Annotated in this window: 17 protein-coding genes; 8 read left to right on the top strand and 9 right to left on the bottom strand. The window is 59.3% G+C overall.

Going from position 1 to position 26,944, the window contains the following annotated elements; translation table 11 throughout:
* Positions 1–61: 61 nt before the first annotated feature.
* The 6 genes from acsC to R6V78_RS02190 all read right to left on the bottom strand — a co-directional run bounded on the left by acsC (position 62) and on the right by R6V78_RS02190 (position 11,788).
* Entirely contained in the window at positions 62–1,399 is a 1,338-nt protein-coding gene (acsC, locus tag R6V78_RS02215) for an acetyl-CoA decarbonylase/synthase complex subunit gamma (protein ID WP_410287689.1), read from the bottom strand.
* A gap of 106 nt (positions 1,400–1,505) precedes the next feature.
* Positions 1,506–3,719 carry an acetyl-CoA decarbonylase/synthase complex subunit alpha/beta gene (acsB, locus tag R6V78_RS02210; protein ID WP_410287688.1) on the bottom strand — a complete coding sequence of 738 codons (2,214 nt, stop codon included), beginning with the start codon at positions 3,717–3,719 and terminating at the stop codon, positions 1,506–1,508.
* Between the two features lie 40 nt (positions 3,720–3,759).
* Complete coding sequence (gene cooS, locus R6V78_RS02205) at positions 3,760–5,778, bottom strand: anaerobic carbon-monoxide dehydrogenase catalytic subunit (RefSeq protein ID WP_410287687.1); 2,019 nt, start codon at positions 5,776–5,778, stop codon at positions 3,760–3,762.
* Positions 5,779–5,827: 49 nt separating this feature from the next.
* Positions 5,828–7,399, bottom strand: a complete 1,572-nt coding sequence (locus R6V78_RS02200; protein WP_410287686.1) for an acetyl-CoA decarbonylase/synthase complex subunit delta — start codon at positions 7,397–7,399, stop codon at positions 5,828–5,830.
* A 549-nt stretch (positions 7,400–7,948) separates the two neighbouring features.
* Positions 7,949–9,895: an ASKHA domain-containing protein gene (locus R6V78_RS02195; RefSeq protein WP_410287685.1), complete on the bottom strand. Its 1,947-nt coding sequence runs from the start codon at positions 9,893–9,895 to the stop codon at positions 7,949–7,951.
* 12 nt (positions 9,896–9,907) lie between these two features.
* Positions 9,908–11,788 (bottom strand): GNAT family N-acetyltransferase, encoded by a 1,881-nt coding sequence (locus R6V78_RS02190; protein ID WP_410287684.1) that lies wholly within the window; start codon positions 11,786–11,788, stop codon positions 9,908–9,910.
* Positions 11,789–12,140: 352 nt separating this feature from the next.
* On the opposite strand from R6V78_RS02190, the gene R6V78_RS02185 reads away from it, so the two are divergent.
* From R6V78_RS02185 to R6V78_RS02175, 3 genes are all read left to right on the top strand, one after another.
* Positions 12,141–12,674, top strand: a complete 534-nt coding sequence (locus tag R6V78_RS02185) for a TRAP transporter small permease subunit (RefSeq protein WP_410287683.1) — start codon at positions 12,141–12,143, stop codon at positions 12,672–12,674.
* On the top strand, positions 12,674–13,999 hold the full coding sequence (locus R6V78_RS02180) for a TRAP transporter large permease subunit (RefSeq protein WP_410287682.1): 1,326 nt from the start codon (positions 12,674–12,676) through the stop codon (positions 13,997–13,999). The genes R6V78_RS02185 and R6V78_RS02180 overlap by 1 nt, the downstream gene beginning before the upstream one ends.
* 71 nt (positions 14,000–14,070) lie before the next feature.
* Complete coding sequence (locus R6V78_RS02175) at positions 14,071–15,171, top strand: TRAP transporter substrate-binding protein (protein WP_410287681.1); 1,101 nt, start codon at positions 14,071–14,073, stop codon at positions 15,169–15,171.
* A 153-nt stretch (positions 15,172–15,324) separates the two neighbouring features.
* Here the strand turns inward: R6V78_RS02175 and R6V78_RS02170 are convergent, their stop codons facing one another.
* Positions 15,325–15,897: a hypothetical protein gene (locus R6V78_RS02170; RefSeq protein ID WP_410287680.1), complete on the bottom strand. Its 573-nt coding sequence runs from the start codon at positions 15,895–15,897 to the stop codon at positions 15,325–15,327.
* Between the two features lie 345 nt (positions 15,898–16,242).
* On the opposite strand from R6V78_RS02170, the gene hrpA reads away from it, so the two are divergent.
* From hrpA to R6V78_RS02150, 4 genes are all read left to right on the top strand, one after another.
* Positions 16,243–20,241 (top strand): ATP-dependent RNA helicase HrpA, encoded by a 3,999-nt coding sequence (gene hrpA / locus R6V78_RS02165; protein WP_410287679.1) that lies wholly within the window; start codon positions 16,243–16,245, stop codon positions 20,239–20,241.
* Positions 20,242–20,620: 379 nt separating this feature from the next.
* A complete protein-coding gene (locus R6V78_RS02160; protein ID WP_410287678.1) occupies positions 20,621–22,162 on the top strand; it encodes an ATP-binding protein in 1,542 nt (513 codons plus the stop codon).
* Positions 22,163–22,172: 10 nt separating this feature from the next.
* Positions 22,173–23,525, top strand: coding sequence for a sigma-54-dependent transcriptional regulator (locus R6V78_RS02155; protein ID WP_410287677.1), 1,353 nt, complete (start codon positions 22,173–22,175; stop codon positions 23,523–23,525).
* Between the two features lie 32 nt (positions 23,526–23,557).
* Complete coding sequence (locus R6V78_RS02150) at positions 23,558–24,115, top strand: zinc metallopeptidase (RefSeq protein ID WP_410287676.1); 558 nt, start codon at positions 23,558–23,560, stop codon at positions 24,113–24,115.
* A 17-nt stretch (positions 24,116–24,132) separates the two neighbouring features.
* Here the strand turns inward: R6V78_RS02150 and R6V78_RS02145 are convergent, their stop codons facing one another.
* A complete protein-coding gene (locus tag R6V78_RS02145; protein WP_410287675.1) occupies positions 24,133–25,077 on the bottom strand; it encodes a glycine cleavage system protein H in 945 nt (314 codons plus the stop codon).
* A gap of 498 nt (positions 25,078–25,575) precedes the next feature.
* Complete coding sequence (locus R6V78_RS02140) at positions 25,576–26,439, bottom strand: glycosyltransferase family 2 protein (protein WP_410287674.1); 864 nt, start codon at positions 26,437–26,439, stop codon at positions 25,576–25,578.
* Here R6V78_RS02140 and R6V78_RS02135 point away from each other — a divergent pair.
* Positions 26,417–26,932 (top strand): hypothetical protein, encoded by a 516-nt coding sequence (locus R6V78_RS02135; protein WP_410287673.1) that lies wholly within the window; start codon positions 26,417–26,419, stop codon positions 26,930–26,932. The genes R6V78_RS02140 and R6V78_RS02135 overlap by 23 nt on opposite strands.
* The last annotated feature ends 12 nt before the right edge of the window (positions 26,933–26,944 follow it).

Here is a 26,944-nt window from a genome sequence, read left to right as displayed (position 1 = left end):
AACGACGGCCAGCGCCGGTGGGGTCAACCCCTCCGGCCCTGACCGTTAGATCACACAGCGGTTACGCTCTGAGGAAGCCGGGGATGTGTGCGGCTTCCCGGGGACCCACGGTGATGGTCCAGCCGGGAAGTTCCTCTTCCACGTCGCCCACGATGGAGGCGGCATAGCCGGGAATGACCAGTTCCTGATGCTTGATCTTGTCGGTGATGCCGCTCTTTTTGACGAACAGGCCCACGTCGTCGCCGGCGAACTTGCCGGCAGCCCAGGCGGTAAGTACTGACAGTCCTTCTGAATCCTTGATGAGCAGCCAGGTGGGGACCTTGCTGGCTTCGATTTCGCCGGAGACAATGAAGTAGGTCAGGGCGAAGTTGGTGGTGACCAGCACCCTGGAATTCTCGTTGGGGTTATTGATGGGGTAGATGCCTTCGGTGACGGTCATGGGCCGCTGCGGGTCGGTGTAAATGTTGAGTCGCTCCAGAAGCAGCGGGAACAGGCTTTCACCGGCAAAGTCGGACATCACCACGATGCCGCCGTATTTGGCTATGTACATGGCGGCCAGCATGGTTTCCGTGTCCAGATTGGAAGCCATTTCACAGGGCAAGGCGATGGTGGGGAATCCCACGGCCCGGTTGGCGTTTTTCAGGGCGGCACGGCGGATGGCGATCATGTCCTGGTGGGACTGTTTGGGTTCGCGTGAACCGGGATCCAGCACCAGGTCTTTAAGGCCCATGCCGGTGAGCTTCTCCGACAGGGCGGTCAGTCCGTCGATGGAATCCGCCTTGATGGCCAGGGGCAGGTCGTTCTCCTTGGCGATGGCGCCGAAGGCGTCTGCATTGGCTGGGGTGGCGGCGTACATCAAGGGCCTTTTGAAAGCGCAGGCGGCCACGCCGGCTTTCATGACGTCGGCATCTTCGCTCATCAGGATGACGTTGAACTCCGAGGTCTCGGCGACTTGTTTAGCGACGGCGGCAAAGGCATCGGCCTTGCCGTTGACATCTTTGACGGCCACCAGCTCCGGCCGCAGATTCAGGCCCACGCGTTCGTACTGCAAGGCGTTCCAGCCGGCCAGTTTGGCTTTCAGGTCCGCCGCGGGGATATCGGAGCCCACCAGCGCTGCCAGCAGGGTGGGATTGTAAAAGGTTTTTTCATGGCGGTACTGAACGGTTTCGCCGCCGGTGGCCGCCTTCCGAACACCTTTGCCGACCACGACCGGACGAATGGGCGGTGCCGAGGCTTCGGAGAGTTTCTCCCGGGCCTCGTCGGAGACATAGGGACAGCTGTCCAGCTCTGCCTTGCCGGATGCCAGGTTCATGGCAAAGGCAAGACAGGTGGGAACCCCGCATTCCTTGCAGTTGGTCTTGGGCAGGAGTTTGAAAATCTGAATACCGGTTAATGCCATACTGTTCTCCTTGTCTGTATGGGCAATTCACCCGGTCGGAGACCGGGGAATCGGTTCGTCTGTGGTAACGGGGCGGACGATGCCGTCCGCCCCGTTGTTTTGCCAGTTAGCCGATCAGGGAATCCATGGAGAGCGCCGGGTGGCCTTTTTCCTGGAGGAAGGGCAGAATCTCCTCTTCGGTGATGCCCACGGTTTCATCGGCGATCATGTCATAAAGATTCGGTACGCCCATTTCGGCGCCCCGTTTATCGATGCGTTCCTTGAGTTCTTCCTTGAGCATCTTGGGCATCCAGACCATCCGCAGGAGGCCGCCGTCACCCAGTATAAACTTGCCCTGGGTTATGTTGAACTTGGAGTGGCCCACAAAGCCCGGCGAGGAAGCGCCACCGCCCATGACACCGGCCAGGGTGGTGAATTTCATGCCGCAGGGGGTTTCCCCGGCGTAGTCGCGGCCCACGGTCATCACACCGTTGCAGGACGGCAGCATGGCGGCGATGCACTCACAGCAGCCGCAGGTGGTCATGGGGTCGGTGACCATGGAGTAGAAGTTGTAGTGGGTCACGGCCCCGCGGGAGGCCTTGTAGACGAATTCGTTGACACCCTTCCACTGGCCCAGCTTCGGGTCGATGCACTCGCCCTTTTCAATAGGTTGGTTGGGGCCGGTGGGGTTGATCTCGAAGGAGGCCTTGCAGTCCATCCAGTTGTAGGCGCCGCACAGGCCGGTACGCTCCGGGCTCACCGTGCACACATGGCTGGGGGCAAAAGACTGGCAAAGGGTGCATGAGTAGTAGGTCTCCACATCCTCGTCGGTCATCTTCTCCACCCGTTCGTCGCGCGTTTTGTACTCGGCGCGGGCCCGTTCGGTGAGTTTGTCCACGTCGGCCTTCTTGGTCATCAGGGTCACCTGGACTTTGTCCAGGATCTTGCCGAAGTCCTGGTGGAACTTGGCGTGCAGGACGACACCGATGTCTTTGAGGGTGAAGCCCTTGTCGATGGCGGCCTTGCTGATGCGCACCCAGGAGATGTCGCGCTGGCCGATGTGCATGACCCCCTGGATGTAGTTGATCAGATGGTGGATCTGGCGCTCCAGAATCGGCTCGAAGTCGGTCTGGAATTCCCGGCCGGCCACCTGGATGTAGATGCCCAAGGGGAAGGTGCCGCCTTCCTTCAGTTCACCCACGTCCGGACCGTCGACGATGACCTTACCGTCTTCAATGGCGTTCATGTCGGCCATCTTGACCAGCTCGGTGCACTGGGTTTTGCCGCCGCCGCACTGGGCGAACAGGTCGGCGCCGCGTACACGCTCGCCCTCGTAGGCCGGACCGAATGAACAAGGGATATCGATCTCGGCGATGATGGTCTTCAAGCCGCGAACCTCGACGGAGCGCTGGCACATTTCGCTGTGGGGTACATTGGCCACGACGTGCTCGTAGGTACAGATACCCGTGGGCAGGATTTCGGGGATGTCGGTGTCGGCCAGGGTCGGAAAACCCCAGTTGACGCAGCCGGCGGCGGCCACGCCCCACTCGGTGCCGATGTCGCCCAGGGCGTTGACGAAGGCAAACACGCGGTCCTTGTTGTACATGAGGATTTTTTTGTGGTCGCCGGGTTTGACGCCACCGAAAGCCATGGCTGCGCGATTGGCGAACCCCAGGGCAAACACGGCCGAGGAGATGTCCGGGCCGAAGGGAACGATGCGGGTGTTCCAGCCGATCTGAACACCGGCCTCCAGGAGCTGGTCGATAAGCGTGGTGCCATTGTGGTTGGCGGCGCAGAAGATGTAGAGGCTTCTTCTCTGGTACTCTTCGACGATCGCCTTGGCGATCTCCGGATTGGGTGCGGCACCGACCATGGCGGCAAAGCCGGGGGCCGATCCGTCCACGAACTCCACGCCGCGCTTTCTCAGGATGGTGTCATCGGCCGGGCCCACCCAGACCTTGCCCGCGTCAATGTCCGGGTCCTCTTCAGGATGGTAGAAGTCCGGGTTGTCCAGGATCCGCAGGGCTTCCATGATTTCGTAGGAGAAGATGGCGGCCATGCCGGCGTCCAGCAGGGGCCCCAGGTAGGGCAGGTGGTTCTTGCCCTTGACATGCGGGGGCAACAGGCCCCGGGCAAATGCCAGGGGTTTTTTAAGGTCTTCGAGGGTCTCCACCTTCATGCCGGTCAGCGAGTAGATGACCGGCAGGTAATAGGCGGTGTTGGGAAAACCGATCTTGGTGTCGGCGTTATGGGTATCCAGTGCTTTTTTGAAACGGCCTTCAGCGGTGGAAACCACTTTGTAACCACCCTGGATGGCGGCAAATGCGACTAATTTAGACATGCTGTATTCCTCCTTCGTTGAGGATCTGGTTAAAAATTGATTACCCTTCCAGCGCCTGGCGGTCGGCCATATCCATGAGCACGCGCTCCCTGGCCTTGTCGATGCCCAGTTCTTTGCGCTTCCGGTCGATGTGGGCGATCATCAGGCGGGCATGCTTGATGGGGTCGGCTTCCAGGTCCCACTTGCCACCGTAAAGTTTTTCCATCTCCTTGGAGATGTAATCATGAAACACGGGGGCGCCGGAGGTGGGCAGATGCAGGCCGAAGACGGTGTAAACACCCGAGGCGACAAAGTAGTGGCCGATGGAGATGGCCTTTTCGCTCATCCATTCCGGGGCGCTGCCGGCCAGGGGCAGGTCACAGATGTCCTTGCCCAGTCCGCCGGCCTTGACCACTTCAGTGGCTGCCAGCAGCAGGCGGCTGTTGTCCACGCAGGAACCCATGTGCAGGACCGGCGGGATACCCACCGTCTCGCACACCTCGGCCAGGCCCGGGCCGCAGTGTACGGCGGCCGCTTCCGGCGTCAGCAGCCCTTCCATGGCGCAGGCGATGCCGTTGCAGCCGGTGGTGAGTACGAGGACGTCATTCTTGATCAGCTCCTTGACCACCTGGATGTGGGCTTCGTTGTGGCGGGTACGGGCGTTGTTGCAGCCCACGACGCCGGCTACGCCGCGGATGCGGCCGTTGATGATGTTGTCGTTCAAGGTGTAGTAGGTGCCGCGGAAGGTGCCGCCCAGGTGATACTGGATCGACTCGACGCTGAACCCGCCGATGGAGGAGGCCTTGTACTGGGGAATCATAACCTCGCTGCCGCGGTTCTGGAAGTTGTCGATGCCCAGGCGGATGATCTTCTCCGCATCCTCCAGGGCGTGGTGTTCGTCGAATTCGATGTGGATGACGCTGTCCTGCTCCATCTTGGCGATGGGGTGGGTGGTGATCAGCTTGGTGTGGAAGCACTCGGCCACATTGGCCAGGTTCTGGAACACGCACTGGATGTCGACCACCATGGCGTCGCAGGCGCCGGTGATGATGGCCAGCTCCTGCTGCAGGTAGGTGCCGGCCTGGGGTACGCCGTGGCGCTGGAAGATCTCGTTGGCCGTGCAGCAGATGCCGCCCAGCTGGATGCCCTTGGCGCCCTTGGATTTGGCATACGCGATGATCTCCGGTTTCTGGCTCACGGCCACGATCATCTCGGAGAGTACCGGCTCATGGCCGTGGACGATGATGATGACGTGGTCTTCCTTCATGACGCCCAGGTTGGCTTCGGCCTGCAGGGGGTAGGGGGTGCCGAAAAGCACGTCCTGCAGATCGGTGGCCAGCATGGAGCCGCCCCAGCCGTCGGCCAGGGATGCGCGCGTGCCCTGCTTCATCAGGTTCTTGTAATCCTGGTCCACGCCCATGTGGGTGCGGTGCATGATCTCGACGATTTCACGGTCGATGTTTCTGGGCAATACGCCGGTTTTGGCCCACTTTTCATACAGCGGTGCCGGCGCCCGCTTGAGATAACGGAGCTCGCCTTCGGCTTTGCCCCATTCGTTAAGGGCTTTTTCGGCAACTTCCAGGGCGATTTCATCCATGTTGCGGTCCTGGATCGCGCCGTCAACATCTACAGTGGTGGCCACGTCAAACCAAGGGGCGATCGCCAAAAGCTTGTTGGGGTCCTTGATTTTGTAGGCGTCGGTCTCTTTGCGGGCCGCACTGAGGAACACCTCAGCTACGCAGCGGCCATGGTCGGAGTGCGCGGCCGCGCCGCCGGCGATCATGCGGATGAAGTTGCGGGCCGCGATGGTATTTGCCGTGGCGCCGCATAGGCCCTTGCGGGTGTCTTTTCCCTCGATGCCGCCTTTGGGCAGGGGCAGGCGGCAGGGGCCCATGGCGCAGTTTTTACAGCAGATGCCCTGGATGCCAATCGCGCATGGTTTCATCTGGACAGCCCGGTCGAATACCGTGTCAATGCCCAGCTTTTGTGCGCGGGCGATCAGTTCCTGGGTTGCAGGGTCAATGGAAGCGCCGACTGGATCGGCCAGTTTGGCTTCCTTGTCTTTGGTTAGTTCCGCCATTAGAGGTTCCTCCTCGTATTGATTTCGGCAATGGTTAACGGTTCAGGAGTTAATACAGTGAGACACGCCGGTGGACCCAGTCGAGCCGGTCAAGAATTTTTTCAGGCTCGCTTTTCTGTTCGGCGGCAGGGGTCATGGGGACCACATTGTCGACCTTGCCCGTGCTGCGTTCGGCTGCCATTTTGGTGCGCTCAGCGGCACGCTTCTGACGCAGGGCGTCCTCGGCGGCCTCTCTTTCGGCGGTGGCTTTGGCTGCTGCCGCCTGGTCTGCTTTAGTCTTGGCTTCGGCCTCGGCCTTGATCTTGGCTTCGGCGGCCACCTTGGCTTTGGCTTCCGCCTCAACCTTGGCCTGGGCATCTGCTTCAGCCTTGGCTTTGGCGGCTGCTTCGGCGTTGGCCGCAGCCTTGGCATCTTGCTTGGCTTTGGCTTGCGCGTCTACCGCTGGTGCGGTTGGTGCAGGCTCGGCCTTTTTGGCTGCTGCCGCCGGAGCAGCGGCGGGTTTGGCGACGGGTTTTTCGGCAGCCTTGGGTGCAGCTTTGGCGGCAGCGGCTGTTTTGGCCGGTGCGGCTTTCTTTTCCTGCTCCATGGTCAGGTCCGGTGCCGGGGCAAGGGCGGCCAGATCCACCGAAACGCCTTCCAGCCTTTTGACGATGGGGGCGATGTCGGCGGCGCTGCCACCGTCCATGGCGATGTCGATGAAGGCCTTGACCAGCCGGATGGCTTCGGGGTGGCGCATGATCAGGATGTCCGAACCGGCCATGAGGTAGGTGACGGCGCCCACGGCTTCCATGAGGATGCCGCGTTTTTCCGGGTCACCCAGGTTCGGGGCTTCCTCCATGCTCTGCTTGGCCTCCTTGCACTTCCAGATCTCGTTGGCCAGGTTGTTGATGATGGGCATCTGGAGTTTGTCGTCGCCCTGGGCCATCGCGGCCATTCTGAGGCGTTCCATGACCGAGTAGCTGTACTCGAGACCGTAGCCCAGACCGCCGGTGGTGGGGTCGATGATCACCCGATCCATGGGCATGCCCAGGTTTTCAAGCAGGATGTTGACCTGCTTGGCCAGGTTGACGTCGATGGGGGACGAGCTGATGATGGCGTGGCCGTAGCCCATGGCGGCGGCGCCGATGCCCTTGTGGTTTTTGTCTTCCACCGGGCCTAAGGTCAACTGCACATCCTGGCAGTCCTGGGCGATCTGCTTGAAGACCGCCTCGTCCTTTTGGTGGCTGGCGATGCCCCAGATCACCAGGGGAACGTCGATGGCACCGAGTACTTTTTTGACCGTGGCCGATGCATCCGCTGGGCTGGCGTTGGTGCCGTTGGGGTCGGTGCTTTTGAGCTGGAGCACGATAATTTCGGCGCCGTATTCCTTGACGCATTTTTTTGCCCATGCGGCCGGATCCGAAATTACGTCTTTGAAGGGTTCCAATGCGGCTGCCGGCCACTCTTCGGGCGCCATGTCCCAGATCTCCATGGCGATTCTCGGTTTGTGGGGCATTTTCCCCTCAAACTGGTAGAGTGGGTAGCAGGTCTCTCCTCCGACGGTAACGGCTTTTTTGCCTTTACCGATGGAGATGGCCTTTATCGCACCTGCATACGATTCTTTATAGAATTCGAAACTCAAAGTTACCTCCTTATCAGCTGCCGGTTAATGATTGCGGTTTGCAACAGCAATGCGGTGCTTCATCGTGCGCGCGGCCGGGTGAAGACACCCAACCCCTAAATGAAAAACTCAGGCCCCCTTTCGTATAGGAATTTATGATGTATAATATCTACAGCGGTAGATATAAAGCCGTGGAAGCGAATGGGCGGGCAATAGATTGGATTGCAGTCAGGGTGATGGGTCGTTTTCGGTTGCATGCGAAGCAGCATCGGCAAAACAGTCCTCTGGTACGCCAACAATGTCATGTTTGTCAATCGGAAGAACAGCTTGCGATCCATTGCGAAAAGGCCTTTGCGGCCAGGATGGTTTCGCGCTTCCCAAAGGCGCAAAACCAAGCATTATCCTTATAGGTTGGACGGTTTATTTGTCAATAGACGAGTGCGATTAAATCCCAATTTCCTGATAGATTGGCTTCAGTGGGAAGCCGTGGGACCATGGTGCCCGAATACCTCGGTAAATGACAGTTCATCAAATTTTTTTCCGTCCAGGTGCCGCTTTGCCGCGGCTGCTTCATGACGGTTGGCGCCGCTGGGCCATGCGCGCCTTGAGCCGGGGGAACTTGTTGATGTCCGTGTGGGGCAAAAACAGGGCCGCCACGTAGTTGTCCATGTAAGATGGGGTTTCCGACAACTCAAAATTGGTCATGCTGTGGGTAACCGCCACCACATCCTTGCGGATACGGTTGGTCAGGCTGCTCATCTTGGCTCCCAGCAGAGAGCTGTTGCCGATAAAGGTCACCTTCTCGGCGTCGATCTCCGGCAGCAGCCCGATCGTGATGGCCTTCTCCAGGTCCACATAGCTGCCGAAACCACCGGCCAGGATGATCCGATCAACATCCTGCATGTTCATGCCCACTTCGGTGAGCAGGGTCATGCAGCCGCTGAAAATAGCCCCTTTGGCCCGGATCAGGTTCTGGATGTCGATTTCGGTAAGGGCGATGTCCCGTCCGATCTGGGTTTCGTCGGCCCAGGCGAGCACGTATTCCCAGACCCCGTTGTCTTCACGAATGCGGTTGGTGGCCAGATCCCGGTTGAATTTGCCCAGGTTGTTGATCAGGCCCAGTTCGAACATGACCGCGGTCATGATGATCAGGCCTGACCCGCAGATGCCCTTGGGGCGTAAATTGCCGATGGTCATGAGCATGGGTTCCCAGGTGCCCGGATCCAGAGAAAAATCCTCGATGGCGCCCTTGGCCGCCCGCATGCCGAATTTAATGCCGCCGCCCTCGAAGGCCGGTCCGGCGCTGCAGGCGGCACAGGCCAGCCAGTCCCGGTTGCCGATGACAATTTCCGCATTGGTGCCGATGTCCATGAACAGGGTCAGCCTATCGTCCAGGTACAACCCCGAGCCCATGACGCCGGCCACGATATCTCCGCCCACGTAGCTGGAGATGGCCGGGTAGACCAGGGCCGTGACGTGGTCGCGCAGGTCCAGGCCCAAATCGACCGCCCGGATGGGTGGAAAGAGGGTGCATGCCGGCACGTATGGTGACCGGCGGATATAACGGGGGTTGATTTTGAGCAGCAGCTGGGTCATGGTCGTGTTGCCCGCCAGGGTGATGGCGGCGATGTCGTCCGGGTTCACCTTGGCACGGCGCACGATCTTGCCGATGATCGTGTTGATGGTTTCCGTTACCACCTTGTGCAGGCGATCCAGCCCGCCCTCCTTTTCCGCATACACAATTCGACTGATCACATCCTCGCCGTAGCTGATCTGGCCGTTGAAATCGCCTTGTTCGGAAAGGATCGCTCCGCTCTTCAGATCGATCAGCTGCCCGTAGATCGTGGTGGTGCCGATGTCCATGGCGATGGCATAGTTGTATGCCGTGGTGTCGCCGGGCTGCACGTTGATGATTTCGGACTTGCCGCTCTCCATCACCGGCCGGGCCAGGGTGGCGGTGACCTTGAATCCGTCCTTGCGCAGCACATCGGGAATTTTACGGATTACCGGAAGACTTACCGTCAGGCGGTGCTCCTTGTGGTGGAGTTTCAGGCGGCTCACCAAGCGGGTGACGTCTGGCAGGTGGTCCTGGTGGTCGGGTTCGGGCAATTCGATGTAGACCTTTTCCACCGGCGGCAGGAACAGCCCCTGTTCTTTAAGATCGTTGAGGTTCATCTGCCGGATGGTTGCCGTGCGTCGCGGGACATAGTACTGGCCCAGGACGCTGGCATCGACGGCCGACTCCACGGGTACGCGGATAACCACATCCCCGGTGATCGTCGACCGACAGGCCAGCCGGTAGCCTTTTTCCCTGTCGGCCGTGCTCAACTGCTCGCTGATGCCTCCCTCGACCTCACCGGCCTCCACGATGACCCGGCATTTGCCGCAGACGCCCTCGCCGCCGCAGGAGGCGTTGATGTGAACGCCGGCCTCCATGGCCGCACGGAGCAGGTTTTCGCCGTCGTTTACCTTGATTTCGCGGTGATGGGGTAGAAATTTGATGCTATGGGTGGTCATAGAAAAAATCCCTCAGCTGATTTTCATATCGTCGAATCGGCATTCCAGGGCGGCCATGCCGTCTTCCATGGTGGTGGACACATTTACCGGCAGACTGTTGAACAGGCTGATCATGGCCTTATTGCCGGGCGCCGTATAAGCGGTAAACCCGGCGATGCCATTCTCCCGGGCGCCTTCGAAGAGTTTTTTCATCATCCGCCGGCCAAGCCCTTTTCCCTGCCAGGCGCCGCTGACAGAAAAGGCCACCTCGGCCAGGTTGCAGGCGGGGTCCAGCAGGTATTCGCCGATGCCGACCACCTTGCCGAAGCCGAACTCGCCGACCACCGCCAGAATGGTGAGATTTCTGATGTAGTCCACCTGGGAGACATCACCGACATCATCGGTGCCGAAACTGGTCTTCTCGTGAAAAAAGCGTGCAAGGATATCGTTTTTGCCAAGTGTGTAAAAATGCTCCTGAATGCGCCGTTCGTCAACCGGCTTGGCCGGCCGGATGGTTACGTTTTGCCCGTCGATCACCAGCGTCTCTTCCAGGCGAAGTGGATAAACCCCTTGCAGGGCGCCTTTCAGCGTCCGCTGCGCGCCGATCAGTTTCAGCTGTTTGGCCTGGTGCAGGAGTTCATCCCGAAAATCCGGGTGGGCGATGCTGATCATGGCCATGGCCCGCTCCTGGAGGCTTTTGCCGAAGAGATTGACGACGCCGAATTCGGTGGCCACGTAGTGGACATCGGCACGGGGAACCACGATGGCGGTATCGCTCAGCATGGGGACGACACGGCTTTTTTTGCCCCCAAGGGCCGTGGCGGGAAGCATGATGATGCTTCGCCCCCCCTCGGATTGAAACGCGCCGCGAATGAAGTCCAGCATGCCGGTGACGCCTGAAAAGTTGTTGAATTCCAGGGCGTCGGCCGCCACCTGGCCGGTCAGGTCCATGGCCATGGCCACGGAAAGGGAAACCATCTTGTTGTGGGCGGCAATGATGCCCGGTGCATTGACGTAATCCGACGGATGAAATTCTATGCCCGGGTTGTTGTCGATGAATTCGTATAGACCGGGAGACCCGATGGCGCTGCTGGCCACCATCTTGCCGTTGTTCAGTCCTTTGCGGCGATTGGTGATCACCCCGCGGGCAAACAGATGCATGATTTCGTTGGTCAGATACTGGGTGTGAATGCCCAGGTCGTTTTTATCCGCAAGGGTCATCAAGGTCGCCTGGGGTGCCGTACCCGGGCTGATCTGTAGCGTGGAGCCGTCCTCGATCAGCCGGGCGATCAGCCGGGCGATGGTGTCGGCCGCTTCGGATTCGGGGACGGTCGGCAGGGTCAGGATCGGTTCCTGCTTTTCCACCACCAGGTGGACATCGTTGACGTGAATGAAGCTGCGGCCCAGGACCCGGGGCATTTCCGGGTTGACCTGGGCAATGACCAGATTGGCCGAGTTTGCCGCCGCCAGGGTAATGTCCACGGAAACACCGAGGCTCAACCAGCCGAAATCATCGGGGGGCGTGGTTTGAATCAGCGCCACGTGGATGGGCATGCGCCGGCTCTTGAAGAGGCGGGGCACGGCGGACAGATTCAGCGGGGTCAGAAAACGCGCTTTCTCAGCCAGGTGCTTGGACTTTGCCGACCCCATGTAAAAGGAGCGGATGTTCAACCGCTGACCACGGGTGCGGTCGGCGATCAGCGAGAGGGGGGCGGTTTCCAGGGACATGAGCCGCACGATCTCAAGATCGGTGAACCATTCTGTCGCCTCGGAGAGGGTCTTGACCAGATGCTGGGGTTCACCGCAGGACGAGCCGATAAACACCCGCTGACCGGGCCGGATGTGCCCGATGGCATCTTCCGCCGTGCATCGTTTCTGCACATAGCCGTCGGCCCAGTATGAATTTCCCGCCATCCGCTGCCCTTCGTATGCCAGCTGCCGGGGATCTTCAGGTCATCCCCGGCTCGAAGTCCCCCCGTTTAAACCGCACCCCTTCTGGTCTGCGCTTTGAGCGTATATTCATAACGGTTCGTTGCGCCTTTATCAAGCAAAAGTCGTGGTGTACTCAGCCGCCAACCGGTGGCGGGCCGAATCGGAGCGCTAATGAAGCCGGTTCACTTTTTCTGCATGTTGACATTGTGACCCGCATATTGTAGCGAGTTGTAGCATATAGCTATTCGGGGCCCACGCCGCTGAAGCCGCCGGAATATCGGGTGGTTCGACGGGATTATATTGACTTGCGGATTTTTCTTTTCAGGCGGTGTTCATGCTCAATCTACTGAAGGGTGTCAGCAACGCCATCGACCGGTCCAACGAGGCGGTGGGGCGTTTGGTCTCCTGGGTGACGGTGCTGCTGATCCTGCTGGTGTTTATCGATGTGCTGATGCGCTATCTGTTTAGGACCAGCTTCGTTTTCGTCCAGGAGCTGGAGTGGCACCTGTTTGCGTTCATCTTTCTCATCGGTGCCGGCTACACCCTGCTCCACGACGGCCATGTGCGGGTCGATATCATCTACCAGCGCCTCGGCGTCAAGGGCAAGGCCTGGATCAACCTTCTCGGCGTGATCTTTTTCCTCATTCCCGGTTGCTACCTGGTCATCAGCACCTCATGGCATTTTGTCAGCAACTCCTTTTCCATGCTGGAGGGCTCCCCTGATCCGGGGGGCATCCCCTACCGCTTCATTGTCAAGGGAACCGTGACTGTGGGCTATGTTCTGCTGCTGCTCCAGGGAATCTCCATGGGACTGCATGCGCTGCTGCAGCTGTTGGGTGCGGAAACTGTTGACGAGGAGAATCCCTGATGGAATATCTGGCTGCGTGGATGTTTCTGGCCCTGACGATCCTGCTGATGGCCGGTTTTCCGGTCACCTTCACCCTGCTGGGTACCGCGCTTTGCTTCGGCCTGATCGGCTTTGGCTGGTCCTTTTTCAACCTGCTGCCCCTGCGCATCTGGGGGGTCATGACCAACGTCACCCTGATCGCCATGCCGCTGTTCGTCTTCATGGGGGTCATGCTGGAGCGCTCCGGCCTGGCTGAAGAGCTGCTCGACACCATGGGACTGCTCTTCGGCCGCCTGCGCGGTGGGCTGGCCGTTTCCGTGGTGGTGGTCGGGGCCCTGCTGGGCGCTTCTACCGGCATCGTGGGTGCGACCGTCGTGACCATGGGCCTGCTGGCCGTGCCCACCATGCTGCGCCGCGGCTATAAAAATGAACTGGCCACCGGCACGGTTGCCGCTTCCGGCACACTGGGTCAGATCATCCCCCCCAGTATCGTGCTGGTGCTGATCGGCGATATCGTCGGCGTCTCCGTCGGCGACCTGTTCATGGGTGCGGTGCTGCCTGGCATGCTGCTGGTGTCCTTGTATGTCTTTTACATTCTCCTGGTCTCCTGGCTGCGGCCCAAATGGGCACCGGCCATCCCCAGGGCCGAACTGGACGCCATCTCTCCCGGCCAGCTGGCGGTCCGGGTGGCCAAGGCGCTGGTCCCGCCGCTGTTCCTCATGGTGGCCGTGCTGGGGTCCATTTTCGCCGGTATCGCCTCGCCCACCGAGGCGGCTGCCGTGGGCGCCGTGGGTGCGACCCTGCTGACCATCGCCAGCCGCAAATTCACCCTGCAGACCCTGCAGGAGGTGATGCAGACCACCGTGCGATTGACCTGCATGGTGTTTATCATCCTGTGCGGAGCGGCTGCCTTCGGCCTGGTGTTCCGCGGCCTGAACGGAGACGGGCTGGTGCGGGAATTTCTGGGATCCATGGCCCACCGTTACAGCCACAACATGGTTCTGTTCATCGTCATGGGGCTGATTTTCGTGATCGGCTTCTTCCTGGATTTTATCGAGATCACTTTTATCCATGTACCCGTGCTGGCCCCCATCATGATCGAATTCGGATTCGATCCGGTGTGGTTCTGCATTCTGATCGCGGTCAACCTGCAGACCTCGTTCATGACGCCGCCCTTCGGGTTCTCCCTGTTTTACCTCAAGGCGGTCACGCCGCCGGAAATATCAACGGGGCATATCTATCGGGGTATTATCCCCTTTGTTTTCGTGCAGCTTATCGGCCTGGCGATCGTGGCTTTTTTTCCGCAGTTGGCCACCTGGCTGCCCAAAGTGGTCTTCGGGCGATGAATGAATGGTTTGCGCTTCGTCAAGCGGGTATCGTTTCCATCATCCCATCATTAACCAAGGAGAGTCCAGAGATGAAGAGAAGAGATTTTCTGAAGAAGGCGGGCATCGGTGCGGCGGCGGTTGCGGCAACGGCGGTCAATGCGCCGACTGTGATCGCGCAAAAAAAGTACAACTGGAAAATGGTCACCACGTGGCCCCCCAAGCTGCCCGTGCTGCAGGACGGCTGTGATCGACTGGCCAAACGCATCGGAGAACTCTCCGACGGCCGCATCAATATCCAGGTGTTCGCCGCCGGCGAACTGGTCCCGGCTCTGGAGAGCTTTCAGGCGGTTTCCGACGGCACGGTGGAGGTGGGCAGCGGGGCCGCCTATTACTGGGCGGGCAAGGAGCCGGCCACCCAGTGGTTTTCGGCCGTGCCCTTCGGCTTGAACGGACAGGGCATGAGCGCCTGGTTTTACGGCGGCAATGGATTGAAATTGTGGGAGGAGACCTATGCCCCCTTCAACCTGATTCCCCGTCCGGGCGGCTCAACCGGCGTTCAGATGGGCGGCTGGTTCAACAAGAAGATCGATACCATCGATGACTTCAAGGGCCTGAAGATGCGCATCCCGGGCCTGGGCGGCAAGGTGCTGGCCAAGGCCGGCGGCACCGTGGTGCTGCTGCCCGGCGGTGAGATCTTCACTTCCCTGGAGCGCGGCGTCATCGATGCCACCGAGTGGGTGGGCCCCCTCCACGACCTGCGCTTGGGGCTCTGGCAGGCGGCCAAGTACTACTACTACCCCGGGTGGCACGAACCGGGCACCTACCTGGAGTATTTCTTCAACAAGAAGGCCTACGAGAGCCTGCCCAGGGACCTGCAGCACATCATCGATGCCGCCTGTACCGAGACCGAGCACTGGGTTCTGGCTCAGTTCGAGTCCCTCAACGGCCAGGCCCTGCAGACCCTGATCAACGAGAAAAAGTCGCAGCTGGTTCAGTTCCCCGAACAGGTCATGGCCGACCTGAAGAAGATGTCCGACGAGGTGGTGGCCGAAGAGGCGGCCAAGACGGCCATCGCCACCAAAGTCAACGAGGACTTTAAAAAATTCCAGAAAGTCGTCGGCACGTGGGGCAGTGTTTCCGAAACGGCCTACTACAATACCATTCAACCCAAGTTCCCCCTGAAGGGATAATCGCAAACCCAAGGCCGTTTGTTGTGGTCTTCAATGTACCATTCGACCATCGGTTCCGGCTGCGTGCCCGAACCGATGGTTTTTTATGGTGACCCTTCGAAGGGGGTGCCTTTTCCTGAAATCGTGGATGCAAGCGATCGCTCAACGATGTTGTCAATAATACAAGACAGCCTTGGCCTTGTTTATCTGTATCCGTTTTATGCCTTTGGGCAATTCATACCAGTCATTGATGCCTGACGATTCCGTTCGGTAAACCAACGCAGCCGTGTGGATAACGAAGTCCAGTACCTGTGGATTGACGGGTTGGCCGTTGAGCTGCAGGGAGACCAGATCGATACGGGCGGCTCCTTCCCGGGTCAGAAAAACGCCCTTGAAATCAAAATCCAGATTTTCGCCCAGCAGCGTGTCCACGTTGAGCCGCTGCGCATCAAACCGGAGTTTGCCGTGAACATGGTTGTGATCCAGCAGCTTCACCGTAAGGCTGTCGCAAACCGGCTCCTGCTCCTGTGCCAGACGATAGGCGATGTAGGCGTTGAGCTCATCTTCAGTCACTTGGGCAGTCAGATCCCTGCCGTCGGATCCGGGGGGGTGCATTTCGATGGTTCTGAGGATGTGCCCGACCTTAAGTGCATCCTTGGTCATCTGATCGATGGCCCCGATCAGAAGCACGGCAATACAGATAAGGGCGATCGATCCCCGCCGATCCAAACCGTTTTTTGTCATCATTCGTACCTCAATCCGGGTGCATTGCTCAATGGTTGATCCGATTCCAGGCGCGTCGCCGGCCGCATCGACTTCATGGACAGCTTAGCAGATCGCGCCAAAGGGCACAATTGAATACGCCCCTCGGTTTTGCCGCGGGGCGTATTCACCGCAAGGATGAAAATCCATTTCCAGTTCCCTGGCTGAGCCCGCTGATCGCAGCGGGGAAGGCGCCTGCTGCCGCGTTTCAGATCCGCAGGGGGCGACCGATTTGCGGACTGCCGTAGGCAAAAAGGGTTGTTTTCCTTATTGTTCATGGTAGTAAATGGCTGCCGCGAGTCTGGTGAAGGCAGACGAACAGGACCATCCGTGATCGACAACCAAAAACCAATTGAACAGTTCCGGGCCCTGCTTAAAAGGGCCATGCACAGCGATGCCGTCCTCCTGCGCCGTGAACTGGACCGGCTGGCGCGTTCCCGAAAAAAACTGGCGGACGCGGACGTTGCCCGGCGCCTGAACGGCCTGGCGCTGAAAATCCGTGACGCCGCTGCCAGAGGCGAGCGACGCCGTGCAGGGGTGCCCCGGTTTCAGGATCTGGCTCACCTGCCCATCACCGCCGCCAAAGCCCAGATCATCGACAGCATCCACAATCACCCGGTGACCATTATCTCCGGTGAGACCGGGTCGGGCAAAACCACCCAGATTCCCAAGTTCTGCCTGGCAGCAGGTCGCGGAATCGACGGCAGGATCGCCTGCACGCAGCCCCGTCGCATTGCCGCAACAACGGTGGCCGCCCGCATCGCCGAGGAACTGGGGGAGGATCTGGGCCGGTCGGTGGGCTACAAGATCCGCTTCCAGGACAGGACCGATCCCGATGCCTACATCAAGGTGGTCACCGACGGCATCCTGCTGGCGGAAACCCAGGGAGATCCCTGGCTGAACCAGTATGACACCATCATCGTGGACGAGGCTCACGAGCGCAGCCTGAACATCGATTTCGTTCTGGGAATCCTCAAACAGCTGGTCCACAAACGAAGCAATCTGAAGCTGATCATCACCTCGGCCACCATCGACACCGATAAATTCTCCAAGGCATTCGACGATGCGCCGGTGATCGAGGTGTCGGGACGGCTGTTCCCGGTAGAGACGCGCTATTTTTATCCTGACGACGACCCGGAGGACAAGGAGGACCGGGCGCCCGTTGAGTTGGCGGCACTGGCCGTGGATCAGTTGTTTGCGCAAGGCACCCGGGGCGATATCCTGATCTTCATGCCCACCGAGCAGGATATCCGCGAGACCTGCGAGACGCTGGAAGGGCGCCGCTTTCCGCTCAGCCTGATCCTGCCGTTGTATGCCCGGCTCGGTGTCGGCGCACAGCGCAAGGTCTTTGCGGGAACGGCGCAGCGCAAGATTATTGTGGCAACCAACGTGGCCGAGACATCCATCACCATTCCGGGAATCAAATATGTGGTGGACACGGGTCTGGCGCGTATCTCCCAGTATGTGCCCCGCTCTCGGACCACCGCGCTGCCGGTGGTGCCCATCTCCAGAAGCAGTGCCGACCAGCGCAAAGGGCGCTGCGGGCGTGTGGCCAACGGGGTCTGCATTCGTCTTTACACCGAAAAGGATTACCTCAACCGGCCCCTGTTCACCCAGCCGGAGATTCTGCGCGCCAACCTCGCCGAGGTTATCCTGCGCATGATTGCCCTGAAGCTTGGGGATATTGCCGATTTCCCCTTTGTCGACCGGCCGGCGGACAAGCGCATCCGCGATGGATTCGACCTGCTGCTTGAACTGGGCGCCATCGCGGACCAGGACGGCAACCGCAAAGGCGCCGCCGGGTATCGGTTGACTGAAAATGGCCGCACCATGGCCCGGCTGCCCATCGATCCGCGTCTCTCGCGCATGCTCATCGAAGCCCAACGGGAAGGCTGCCTTGGACCTGTGGTCGTCATTGCCGCCGCACTGAGCATTCAGGATGTGCGCGAGCGTCCGCCGGACAAAGAGGCTCTGGCGGATCAGGCCCATCGGAAGTTTGTGGACCCGCTTTCCGATTTTGTGACCCTGCTCAATATCTGGCAGGCGATCCATGCCGGCGCGGATCGCCCGGGCAGCATCGGCGAGCTGAAAAAGTTCTGCCACCTGAATTTTCTCTCTTTCCGGCGCATTCGGGAATGGCGGGACATCCATGGCCAGATCACGGCTGTTTTGAGAGAGCAGCACTTCAGTCCTGGACAAGGCGGGGGTCAATCCCTCGAAGCGCTTCCGGCTGCCGACCAAGCCGACGACGGAAGGTTTCATCCCCTGTATGCCGCCATCCATCGGTCGATTCTGAGTGGTTTTCTCTCCAACATCGCCATGCAGAAGGAGAATGTCTTTTTTCGGGCCACCAAGGACCGCGAGGTAATGATCTTTCCCGGATCGGGTCTGTTCAAGCATCCGGGCGCCTGGATCGTGGCCGCCGAAATGGTGGAGACGTCACGATTGTTCGCCCGCAAGGCGGCGGTCATCGATGTCGCTTGGCTCGAAGCGCTGGGCGGCGGCCTGTGCCGCCGCACCTGGTCCGACCCGCATTGGGAGCGCAGCCGCGGGGAGGTGGTTGCCCGGGAGCAGGTGACCCTGTTCGGCCTGCCCATCGTGCAGGACCGGCGCGTGGCCTTCGGGCGCATCGATCCGCAGCAGGCGGCGGACATCTTCGTGCGCAGCGCTCTGGTCGAAGGCGACGTGAAGCAGCCGCTGGGATTCATGCGCCACAATGCAGACCTGGTGGAGGAGGTGCGCGGCATGGAGGATCGCATCCGGCGCCGGGATATCCTGGTGGACGACGAGGTGCTGGCGGATTTTTACAGGCAGCGGCTTGCCGGTGTCTCCGACATCCGGACCCTCAAGCATCGCATCCGTAAACAGGGCGGTGACCAGTTCCTGCGTCTGGACCGGGATATGCTGATCCGCTGCGCACCGGATCCGGACGTTCTCGAACAGTTTCCCCAGCGGCTGGACTTGGGCCACCGGGTGCTGGACTGTGACTACGCCTTCGAACCGGGGGCGGAGGTCGATGGGGTTACCGTCACCATCCCGGTTGAAGCCACCGGTGAAGTCTCTCGCCAGCAGCTGGACTGGTTGGTACCGGGCCTGCTTCCCGAGAAGATCACCACGCTCATCAAGGGCTTGCCCAAAGCCTATCGGGTCAAGCTGGTGCCGGTGGCCGACACGGTGCAGACCATTTTGCGTGAGATGCCCCGGGGCCTGGAGAGCCTGCCTGCCGCCCTGAGCCGCATTCTCTTCCAGCGTCTGAAGGTGGATATCCCGGCCGCGGCCTGGCCGGTGGACGCACTGCCGGACCATTTGAAGATGCGCCTGGCGATAGTGGATGCCGAGGGTCGGGTGGTCGCCAGCGGCCGGGACGAAGACCTGCTGGCGCGCAAACGGCCGGGTCCGGCTCTGCCCCACGGCATGTCGGCCCTGGCCCGGCAATGGGAACGCCAGGGCATCACCGTCTGGGATTTCGGAGATCTGCCGCACATGCTCACCGAAGAAGACCAGCGGGGTGCGCCATGGCACCTGATCCCCAGACTGGAGGCCGACGGCAGTGAGATCCGGATCCGATTGTTCAGCGATCCGGGGGCGGCCGATGCGGCGCATGTCAAGGGGGTTGCGGCCCTGTTGGCCCGCCATTTCGCCGAGGATCTCAAATTCCTGAAAAAGAACCTGAAGCTGCCGGCGTTGTTGAAACGCCAGACGCTCTACTTCGGTGGCATGGCCGCCATTGAGGAACAGCTTTTCCAGTGCGTTACACGGGAGTTGTTCGCCCACCATATTCTCACCGCTTCGGACTACAACGCCCGTTTGAACCAACTGACCGCATTGCGGATGCACCAGTGCGGCCAGGACCTTCGCGCTGCGGTCATCGCCGTGGTCGAAGCCCACCACGAGGTACGCTGCCGAATCGCTGATCTATCGCAAAAACAGATCGCTGCTCCGGTGGTGGCGCAGTTCCTGCACACCCTCCAGTCCGAACTGACCCGTCTGCTCCCCGAGAACTTTGTGCTGATGTACGACCGTGAGCGTCTGTCGCACCTGGTTCGCTACCTGAGCGCCCTTTCCATCCGGGCCCAGCGGGGAAGCACCGACCTGGAGAAGGATCGTTCCCGGGAAACCCTGGTGGCGCCGTTTGTCGATCACCTCAATCGCATGCTGCAAGCCATGGATTCGTCGACATCCGCTGAAAAGCGGGCCGCCGTGGAAGCTTTTTTCTGGATGATCGAAGAGTACAAGGTGTCGGTCTTTGCCCAGGAATTGGGCACCGACGGGCCGGTTTCGGTCAAGCGGCTGAATAAGCGGGTGGGAGAGATCGAGCGGATGATTTAAGATAGGTGGCAAGGATTCAACTTACATGGCTTCCGGGCAGATTGAAGACATGGTTTTCTGAATTAACCCCCAATGGGGTGCGGTCAAGCACAGACCGTCATTAAACTATTTTATTTCAATTGGATGCAGGTTAGGGAGACGTCTTGACATTTCGACGTGGGCCATTTAGTATCAGCATATGCCCACAATCCGGATGGCTGCAATTTCTGCGGCGCCGACCAGCAGGCGTCTGCCTGCCGCAATCCGGCCCGGGTGCATCGCTGGCGGGGCTGATGTTGATGCCGGCCCCTGCCAAGGCCTCTCCGAACCTGAACCACCCTTTTTGCGACCTGCATGAAAATGCGTCTGCACCAATTCGCCGATCTGGGGGGTAAGGACCATGAGCCAACCACCTGACGGAGAGATTACCCTTAAACTGGCTATTGTCGGCGGCGGACGGGCCTGCGAATTCTTCCTGAAACTGCTCAGCTCGGAAAGCCTGCCTTTCCTGCGCATCGACATTGTCGGCGTGTGTGACATCAACCCCGAGGCCGAAGGCTTTCGCCTGGCCCGGCAACTGGGTATTTACACCACCACCGACTTCAGAGATCTTTTTGTGTTGAAAGACCTGGACGGCATCATCGAGCTGACCAACAATCGGGATGTGCTCATGGAGCTGATCCAGAATCGGCCCGACCGCGTAGGAATTGTGGAGCACAATGTCGGCCGGTTGTTGCGCAACCTGTTTATGGTCGATCAGAAACTCAGGTTTGCCGAACAACAGATCGTCTTTGAGGAAACCCTCCGCGATTTTCTGATCCACCAGAACCAGAAACGCATCGTGGTGATCAATGCGGATTTTACGATCGCCGCGGCCAACGATGCCTACCTGCGCAACGTCGGCCAGACCCGTGCAACCGTTATCGGCAACCACTGTTACCGGATCATTCACGGATTCGATGCCCCCTGCGACCCGCTGCGCAATGGGTTGACCTGTCCGATGCTGGAAACGCTGCGGACCGGTGAACCCACCCAGGTGATCCATCCGGTGGCGGCGGGAGACGGGATGCTGACCTTCAACGACATTGTGACCTATCCGGTGCGGGATCCAAACGGCAAAACCGTTCGGATCATCGAAATCTGGAGGGACATCGCGCAGGACCTCTCCTCCCGGTGGGAAAAACGGGAGCAGGAACTTAAATCGGACCTGAACAAGCTGATCCAGGAAGATCGTTTGGTTTCGCTGGGCAAACTGGTGGCCAGTTGCGTGCACGAGATCAACAACCCCATACAGGGGTTGCTGACCTTCAGCCACCTGATGAAAAAAATGCTGGTCAGCAACGCCTTGACGGAGGGCGAGGTCACCGATCTGCGGGCGTTTGCGGATATCATGGCGGAAGAACTGGAACGCTGCGGCAAAATCATCAGCGGATTGCTCTCCTTTTCACGGGAGACGCACAACGCATATAAAGAGATTGACCTCAATGAAGTGATTTCTAGCGTGGCCGATCTGATCCGGCATCGCATCGAACTGCAGGATCAGATTTTCAGGCTGGATATGACCACCGAACCTCTTTTTGTGCATGGAGACACCAACCGGCTGCAACAGTGTTTTCTCAATCTGCTGTTCAACGCCATCGAGGCCATGGGACCCGGCGGACGGCTGGAGATCGTTTCATGCCGCAGGGCTGCCAAGCAGGTCGCCGAAGTCCAAATCCGGGACACCGGGCAGGGAATCTCCCAGAATCATCTGAACCATATTTTCGATCCCTTTTTCACCACCAAAGCCATGGGAGAAGGTACCGGCATGGGCCTGTCCATCGTCTACGGCGTTGTTAAAAGCCACCAGGGAGAGATCTCGGTTCACAGCGACGTCGGCAAAGGCACAACGTTTACCATCCAGTTTCCGCTTGCATCGTCGGCCGCTGCACGGAAGGGTTAATGGGGGGCGTATGCAAATCATGATTGTCGATGACGAAAAAATAATCCGCGAATCTTTTTTTTACTGGTTCCAGAAAAGTGGTCACAAGGTTGCCACCGCCGCCTCGGGCGACGAGGCCCTGGCAAAGCTTGAAGAAACCCCCTTCGACCTTCTTTTTGTGGACATCAAGATGCCCGGCATGAACGGCATCGAACTGCTGGCGTCGGTGAAGGCGACGTACCCGGAGACCCTCGTCATCATCATCACCGCCTACGGATCCATCGAATCCGCCGTTCAGGCCATGAAAAGCGGAGCGACCGACTACCTGCTCAAACCCTTCAAGCCGGATCAACTCTCCCTGGTGATGGCAAAGGTGGTCCAGCAGCAGAAGCAGCAGTCCGAGTACAATTACCTGAAAGGCCGCCTCGAGAAGATCACCCGGTTTGACAATATCATCGGACAGTCGGCGCCGATGACGACCATTTTTGAAATGATCGCCGAGGTTGCCGTCACCGATGCCACGGTGCTTCTCACCGGGGAGACCGGCACCGGCAAGGAACTCATCGCCAAGGCGATTCACGCCAAAAGTCCGCGTGCTAATCTGCCGTTTATCGCCATCAACTGCGGGGCCATCCCCGATACGCTGCTGGAATCCGAGCTTTTCGGTCATCAGAAAGGCGCCTACACCGGCGCGGTTCAGGAGCGCAAGGGATTTCTTGAGGTCGTGAATGGCGGAACGCTCTTTCTGGACGAAGTGGGTGAGATCAGCCCGAAAATGCAGGTTGACCTGTTGCGGGTGCTGGAAGAAAAAAGAATCACCCGCTTGGGCAGCCGACAGCCGGTGGCCGTGGACTTCCGACTGGTTACGGCCACCAGCCGCAACCTGGACGCATCCATTAATGCCGGGGATTTTCGTGAGGATTTCTATTACCGCATCAACGTTATCCGCATCGAAATCCCCCCCCTGCGGCAGCGCCGTGAGGACATCCGGCTGCTGGCGGATCACTTTCTGAAAAAATGCTGTCACGAAACCACCAAACGCGTGGATCACATTTCGCCCCAGGCCTTCAGCAGGCTCGAGGCCTATGGCTGGCCGGGCAATATCCGGGAATTAGAAAACGCCATCGAACGGGCCGTGGTATTGTCCAAGTCACGGGTTCTGAATGAATCTGACTTTGCTTTCCTTAACCCGCCCCAAGTTGGTGTATCCGCCGGGGTCTCCCTGCGTGACATGGAAAAAGATCATATCCGCTGCATTCTGGATGCTCATGCCTGGAACATCACCCAGGCAGCCCGGACCTTGGGAATCAACCGCGTCACCCTGCATAAAAAGATCCGGCGCTACCAGTTGAAACCCGGCGGTGCTGCCAACGGTAGGCAATGATCCCGATACGGGCGCCTCACCGGCTGCAGCCGGTGGTCGCAGTAGTCCCTTTAGGACTGGCACCGATTACCGTCGCCAAGGTTTTGGCCGCCCATGTCTCCGGCTACCTGAACCTCGCGGCTGACACGTTGGCACCCATGGAAATTCCTGCCGAAGCCATGGACCACAGACGGATGCAGGTTGATGCAGCCGTCCTCATTCAGGCCATTGAGGCTATGCCCCTGAACGACTACTTTAAAATCATCGCGCTGTTGGATGCGGACCTGTTCACTCCCATTTTCACGCATCTGCTGGGTGAAGCCAGGCAAAACGGGCGAGTGGCCCTGGTCTCACTTTTCCGCCTGGACAGCCCCATTTCCGGAGCCCCGCCACGCGCCGACCAGATCCTGGAGCGGATGGCCAAAATTGCCCTGCATGAGTTGGGGCATACGCTGAATCTGCTGCACTGCGAGGATCGCCAGTGCCTGATGTATTTTTCCGGCGATGTCGATGCGCTGGATGGCATTCCGCTCAACTATTGCCGATACTGTCGGGCATCCTTGCGCCGGGTGCTGCGTGAATGCGGCCCTGGTCAACCGTCCGGCTGTTGAGGAGCGGACGGAGATCGTCACGGCTTGCAGCTGGTATGCAGGAACATGGCGGTCAACAATTCCCAGCGGAGCGTTTCTACGCTGCCGTAAATATCCCGCACGGCCGATGCCCCGGTCGCGGCCAGAAGCTGATATGGCGGGCCCAGCAAATCGTGCAGCTTCTGGCTCTCCTGGTCTAGCCACTGAACGCTCTCCTGCCCGAAGAACAGCCTTTTCAGGTTGCGCTTGGGAATGTCCGGCTCTAGGATAAAGAGCCAACCGCCGCCGTAAGGATCCTCATTGACCAGCTGCGGATGCTCCCGCACCGGATGGTTGACCGCCAGCACCGTTCCCGTCACGGGTGAGAGCACCGCCGCCCGATGGTTTTCGCGTCCGAATGTCCATCCGACGCGGTCCTGCAGCACCTCGGCCCCCAGGGGCGGCAGGTCAATGGTGTTCAGATGGCCGAAAAGACGCGCCGCAAAATCGTCCAGACCGACCCTGACGCGTCCGCCATGCTCAAACCGGGCCCAACTGTGGCCCATGTGATAGTAGTGGTCAGCGGCAAGGGCGAAACCGGACACCGTTCTGCAGACCGGCCTGCCCCAATCGGCCGCCAGATCCACCTCGTCCAGCATCTGATCAAAGGGGCAGTGATGGCATGCGTAGTTATAAGGGCAGATCTTCGGTGCAGCGATCCGCCCGGTCAGTGCATGCCGACAGGGGCGATTGGCGCCGTCGTAGCGTTCGATGAGATGCGCGACCCATTGGGGAGCCGCCGTTGGCGTGTCAACGTGGGGGTCGATCCGCATGGCCTTGCGAAGGGCTTTGTCAAAAGCGCAGGTATTGCAGTCGAACGCGTTGTCGCAGATGCGAAAATTGATCACACCGGCCTTCATCCAGATGCAGCGATCTTCGATGACATTGAAGCAAGCCACGCGCTTCTTGGATGGAACTGGGCTTTTCTTTCGAAGGGTATTCATGGCGATGACCTCCTTGGTTCGGGTACAGCCTGACGATCAATTTTAGCAAGGAGTCTGCCATAGTCTCTCAAGGCTAATAACTATCTATGATTAAATGGAATATTGATCTTTATCGCATGCTTCAAACCAGCGCTGCGCGCTTTCTACCACCAGAATGGATCAAAGCGGCTACAAAGGGTCGCCGGCATTGCAGAGAAATGGCACGTTTTATTAATAATGCCAGTTGGTTGGGAATGTGTTGTATTTTGCATCACCCCGTACGGCCGGTGTAGCCGAAATAAACACCACCCGTCGCCTCGATGATCGCGGTCCTCGACGGAAACCAAAATAACCGGGCTTTAACAAGAGACGTCCGCATGTTTTCAAAAGCGAATCAGACTCAGCTGCGATTCGGGCGGTCGTTGGGGCGCGTTGCTCCATAAAGGCCATGTCGCCATCTATAAAAGCGTTTACAATCTGAACTTTTATCTGCGTGGGCTCTCCTAAGGAGGTCTAACATTATCGAATTGACGACGCTTTGGGCTGTCGTCCCTTCGTCCCCTTGTGATATTTTTCCGCCAGCCCGCCATAATGATCCGCATCTGCCAGCCGTCCCCGCTTGCGGCAGCCCTGGGCGTAAATGGCGCACTTGGTTTCGAGCATGTCGACGGCCGCCTTGTGCTGGCCCGGGGAGAGGCATCCGCGGTCAAGCAGCCTGCAGATCGATTGGATGCGGTATCTGTCCAGCTCGGGCATGCGCGAGAGCTGGTCGGCGTGGCCGCCGTGTTTGACGATCAGGGGGCGGTCGATCAGATGGACCGGATATTTCCAGGCGATGCGCAGCCACAGGTCGTAGTCCTCGCAGGCGGGCAGGCTTTCGTCGAACAGGCCCACCTCATCCAGCAGCGGCCTTCTCACCATGACCGCAGACGGGCTCACCAGACACAGGGCCAGGCTTTCTTCAAAGATCATGCCCGTCTTTTTGCGGTGGCGCCGGCCCGGATTGACCCGCACGCCGTTGCGGATCCAGATCTCTTCGGTCTGGCAGATCAGGGCATCGGGGTTCTCGGCGAAAAAATCCACCTGGGCGGTGATTTTTCCCGGCAGCCAGATGTCGTCTGAGTCCAGCAGGCTGATCAGGTCGCCGCCTGCCGCCCGGATGCCGGCATTTCTGGCTGTGCTGACGCCCCGGTTATCCTGGCGGATGACACGGATGCGCTGTCCGTAAGCCGACAGTAGCCCAGGGGTGTCGTCGCTGGAGCCGTCATCGACGACGATCAGCTCGAGATTGTCATATTGCTGATCGAGCACCGAATCGACGGCCTGTTCGACGATCCAGCCGCGGTTGTAGGTGGGCAGAATGACGCTGACCCGGGGCTTCATCGATATTCTGGTGAGTGTTTGGGCCATCTGTTGCCACCAAGGATCACCTGCCTACACTGCTCTGGCATCTCCGATTCGTCGATCTCATCATAGACAGATGGCGGATCAAAAAATCGAGGTTGATGAATTGATCGATTTCCCTTATATTAGTTCAACAGCTAGTTCAAGTAATGTCAGCGCGATTCTTCATTCAAGTTCATTCATGAAAACGGTATTATCCAGTGTATCGGCGCCTGCTGATCCACTTACCGCGCTTTCTACTGTGTGGGGACAGACTTTTTCCCAAAGGATTGGTCGGCGAAACGGTTGCCCCGACCTGCTGAAACCATTTCAGCACGCCCGAATGAGTGCCGATGCCGAAGGCAATCTAGGCTGCCTTTATCTGAATAACAGGCTGACGGATCACATCGCGGACCAGTCGAGTGCCGCAACGCAGAGGAGGCAAAAAGAGACCCTGTCCGAACCGTTTTTTTTAACCGGTCACTGTTGTTGACCAAACCAAAGG

It is taken from the genome of Desulfosarcina sp. (genome assembly GCF_046496365.1).
Taxonomy (GTDB): Bacteria; Desulfobacterota; Desulfobacteria; order Desulfobacterales; family Desulfosarcinaceae; genus Desulfosarcina.
This window is presented reverse-complemented; position numbering and strand designations above follow the sequence as displayed.